Below are 3,163 nucleotides of genomic sequence, written 5' to 3'. Positions count from 1 at the left end.
AAAGCACTCTCCTCACCTGACCATGGCCCGTCGCTATCCGCGTTGGCTATGCCCTCGAATAGAATGGTCGGTGAAGCCAAGCCCGAACGGTTCTTGATCGCCATGAACGCAGAGCAGCGAGCCGATCTCGCTCGCCTCTTGCTCGATCCGTTCATTGCAAGGGTTGAAGTAGAGTGGCTGGAAGGGGGCCCGCCGCAAAAAACTTACTACTTCGCGCGTCGCTCCGCAGCTGGGCTGATCAAGGCCATCAAGAATGCGGTTTTAGTACCCTCGGGTGGCAAGCTTGGTGCGCTTGCCGAATACGAAGCCGGGGAAATTGCACACGTCGAGATCAACGGTATAGAGCGGGAGGCACGCGTGCTCAAGCGTGTTGTACTTTCGCCGCAGATGCAAGAGGGCCTCTGGGACGCGATCCTAGCCAATTTCGAGACGGATGACTGGGGCGAGATCATCGAGCTCCTGCGCGCTGAGTCGTTGCGAATGGGATTGGATGCGCTGAAGCGGCGCGTCGCCGGGCCCCCCGAGGTCGAGGATATCGTGGGGCGGTTACTTGCCGAGGCCGCCGATGCTGAAGCCGAACGCGGCCGGCTTCGACGAAAGGTGGTCGAGAGGATCTCGCTACGCGATCGACCGATATTAGACAGGTTCCAAGGGGAGATATTCCGTCTGCCGTTGGACCGACAAGTCATGCTTTTCGGCCCTCCAGGCTCCGGCAAGACAACCACACTCATCAAGCGGTTAGCCCAGAAAAGGACCGCTGATGCTCTGACGGACAGCGAGACGAAGCTCGTTTCGGCCTACGACCGCGGACGCTTCGTGAGCGCCGACAGTTGGGCTATGTTTTCTCCGACCGAGCTCCTCAAGGAGTATCTCGGCGATGCTCTCAATAAGGAGGGCGTTCCCGACGACCGCAACGTACGTACCTGGGAGAAGGAACGCCACGACTTGGCGAGGAACGTCTTTGGTATCCTGCGGACCGGAAGTGCAGGACGATTTCAGTTCGTCGACAATGGTGTCCTTGTTGACGCGTCCAGCCGGGGTATCGCGGCGCTTCACGACGACTTCGCAGTATATGTGGAATCCTTTCTAACGCGCCGCTGCGACGACGCGCTGGCCGGGTTGCGGTCGGCTACTGGGGATGGGGTAAGGCGTCAGGTGCTCGCACTAACCAAGGCGTTGGAGCCAAGCGGGATGTTCTCGCCGAGCGATATATTGGGCTTGCTCGACGGAGCGGACGGCTGGCAGGCAGAAATCAGGACCGTCTCAGAGGCGATCGCTTCGGAGCTCAACAGGACGGTCAACTTGCTGTTGAACGTCAATCGTCCACTGCTCGACGAGATTGCCGGGTCTTTGTCTGTGCTGCGCGCGGAAGACGACGAAGACCTCGACGACGATACCGAGGAGCCCGGACAACCCGCTCCGCCGCGAGGGAATCCCAAACGCGAGGCGCTCGACGTCGTAATGACCACCATGCGCAATTGGGCGCGCGCCGTGGCTCTGGGACGTCGCACGATCGGGGGGCGGTCCGGGCGCATCATCGCGCTGATTGGTGACAGGATGCCGGCCGCCGAAACGCTCGTCGGCTTGGGCGAGAAGATCGCCTTGCGGGCACAAATGAGAACCCTCGTTCAGGCGCCGCGGATGTCGGTTATGGGGTTGTCAGCCCTCTACGCCCGCTTTCGGCGACAGGCCGTGAGGGAGGGGCGGCATTTTGGTTCTGGCGAGGAGCCTGCGGAATTCCTCAACCGCAATCTCATTTCAGGCGACGAAATCGACGCGCTCTTGCTGGTGATGCTTCGTAGCGCCAGACGGCTCGTGACTTATGCTGACGGTAGACGACTCGACCCCACCTCGCAGCACGATTGGTTGGCGACGATCCGGAGCCGGTATCTGACCCAGGTTTTCGTGGACGAAGCGACGGACCTTTCGGCGGTCCAGCTTGCCTGCTCGGTCGAGCTGGCAGATCCAGCCCTCCGCTCGTGGTTTGCTTGCGGAGACCTACGGCAGAGGATCACCGCCCACGGCATCCGCGACAACGCCGAGATCGAGTGGCTCAACCGGATGACCGAGATTAAGGTCGATGTTCGCCACATTAATATTGGCTACCGACAGAGCCAAAAACTTCGCGAATTTTCGGACGCTCTTGCCGCGCTAATCGATGGCGGCGATCGACTCAATACGGAGCCTTCGAAGGGCAGCGACGAGGCCAACGCCTGGCCGCTCCTGGGCGAACGATTATCCGGCACGTCGTTGGCGGAGTGGCTGGCCGTGCGCATCGGAGAAGTGGAGGATGCGGTCGGCCGACTGCCTTCGATAGCGATTTTTGTCGACGGCGACGATCCAATCGATGACGTTGTCAACGGCATCAAGCCGTTGCTCGCCAAGCGGAACATTCCCGTCGCGGGCTGCAAAGAAGGCAAGGTCGTCGGCGACGAGCGTGAGGTGCGGGTCTTTGACGTGCAGCACATCAAGGGTCTGGAGTTCGAAGCGGTGTTCTTCGTCGATGTCGATGGACTGGCCGTGCGAATCCCTGATCTCTATCGTCGTTTTGTTTACGTCGGGATGACGCGCGCTGCGACCTATTTGGGCGTCACTTGTGACGGAGTGCTACCGGTAGAACTCGAGCCGCTCAGACCACACTTTGGGACGGCAGGATGGAATGTGAGCTAGCTGGAGAATACCTTGGATAGGCCTTTGACGGACGAGATATGGAGCGAGGTCAAGAGACAAGCCCGGAAGGCAACCAATCGAAAGGCGGCCGTCGCATATGTCACGAAAGACCTAATTGGTTTGCGCGCCGGCGATGTGTTCATCGCAGACGCCTCCAGCTGCACAAAATCTATGATAGCGAACCCTGCGCTTTGCCGAAGGAGCCGGCGGCCGAGGACGGGCTGCGCGCCCACGACCGCCACGTGATCGCGGCGTTTCGGAGCGCGCACTGTCATTGCTGATCACCGACCACGGTGCGGAACGGCGAGACCTGCAGCAGCGCAGATCGCACATTCGGTTGAGAACAGCAGCAGGCGGTAGCCATCCTCTTCGTACATAGGATATTGGCCGACGTCGTAGCGCTCACGCACATAGCGCAGCGCCGCGGCCGCTCCGGTCAGGCTCGCCGCCACTGTCTTGGCGAGCCGAAGCGAGGCCTTCATCTCAGCACAGC

Annotated in this window: 1 protein-coding gene and 1 pseudogene; one reads left to right on the top strand and one right to left on the bottom strand. The window is 60.7% G+C overall.

All coding sequences use genetic code 11. From position 1 onward, the window contains the following. Positions 1-48: 48 nt before the first annotated feature. Complete coding sequence (locus WCB02_RS19965) at positions 49-2,670, top strand: ATP-binding domain-containing protein (protein ID WP_423960699.1); 2,622 nt, start codon at positions 49-51, stop codon at positions 2,668-2,670. Positions 2,671-2,951: 281 nt separating this feature from the next. Here WCB02_RS19965 and WCB02_RS19960 read toward each other — a convergent pair. Continuing rightward, a pseudogene (locus WCB02_RS19960) lies at positions 2,952-3,163 on the bottom strand (hypothetical protein); the annotation flags it as partial.

The organism is Bradyrhizobium sp. (genome assembly GCF_049581145.1).
In the GTDB taxonomy this organism is placed as follows: domain Bacteria; phylum Pseudomonadota; class Alphaproteobacteria; order Rhizobiales; family Xanthobacteraceae; genus Bradyrhizobium.
Note: the sequence above shows the minus strand (reverse complement) of the source record. Positions and strands in the feature narration are given on the sequence as shown.

Bases quoted from the DNA above. Each gene is read 5' to 3' on its own strand.
- WCB02_RS19965 (WP_423960699.1), top strand. From the start codon at position 49: ATGCCCTCGAATAGAATGGTCGGTGAAGCCAAGCCCGAACGGTTCTTG.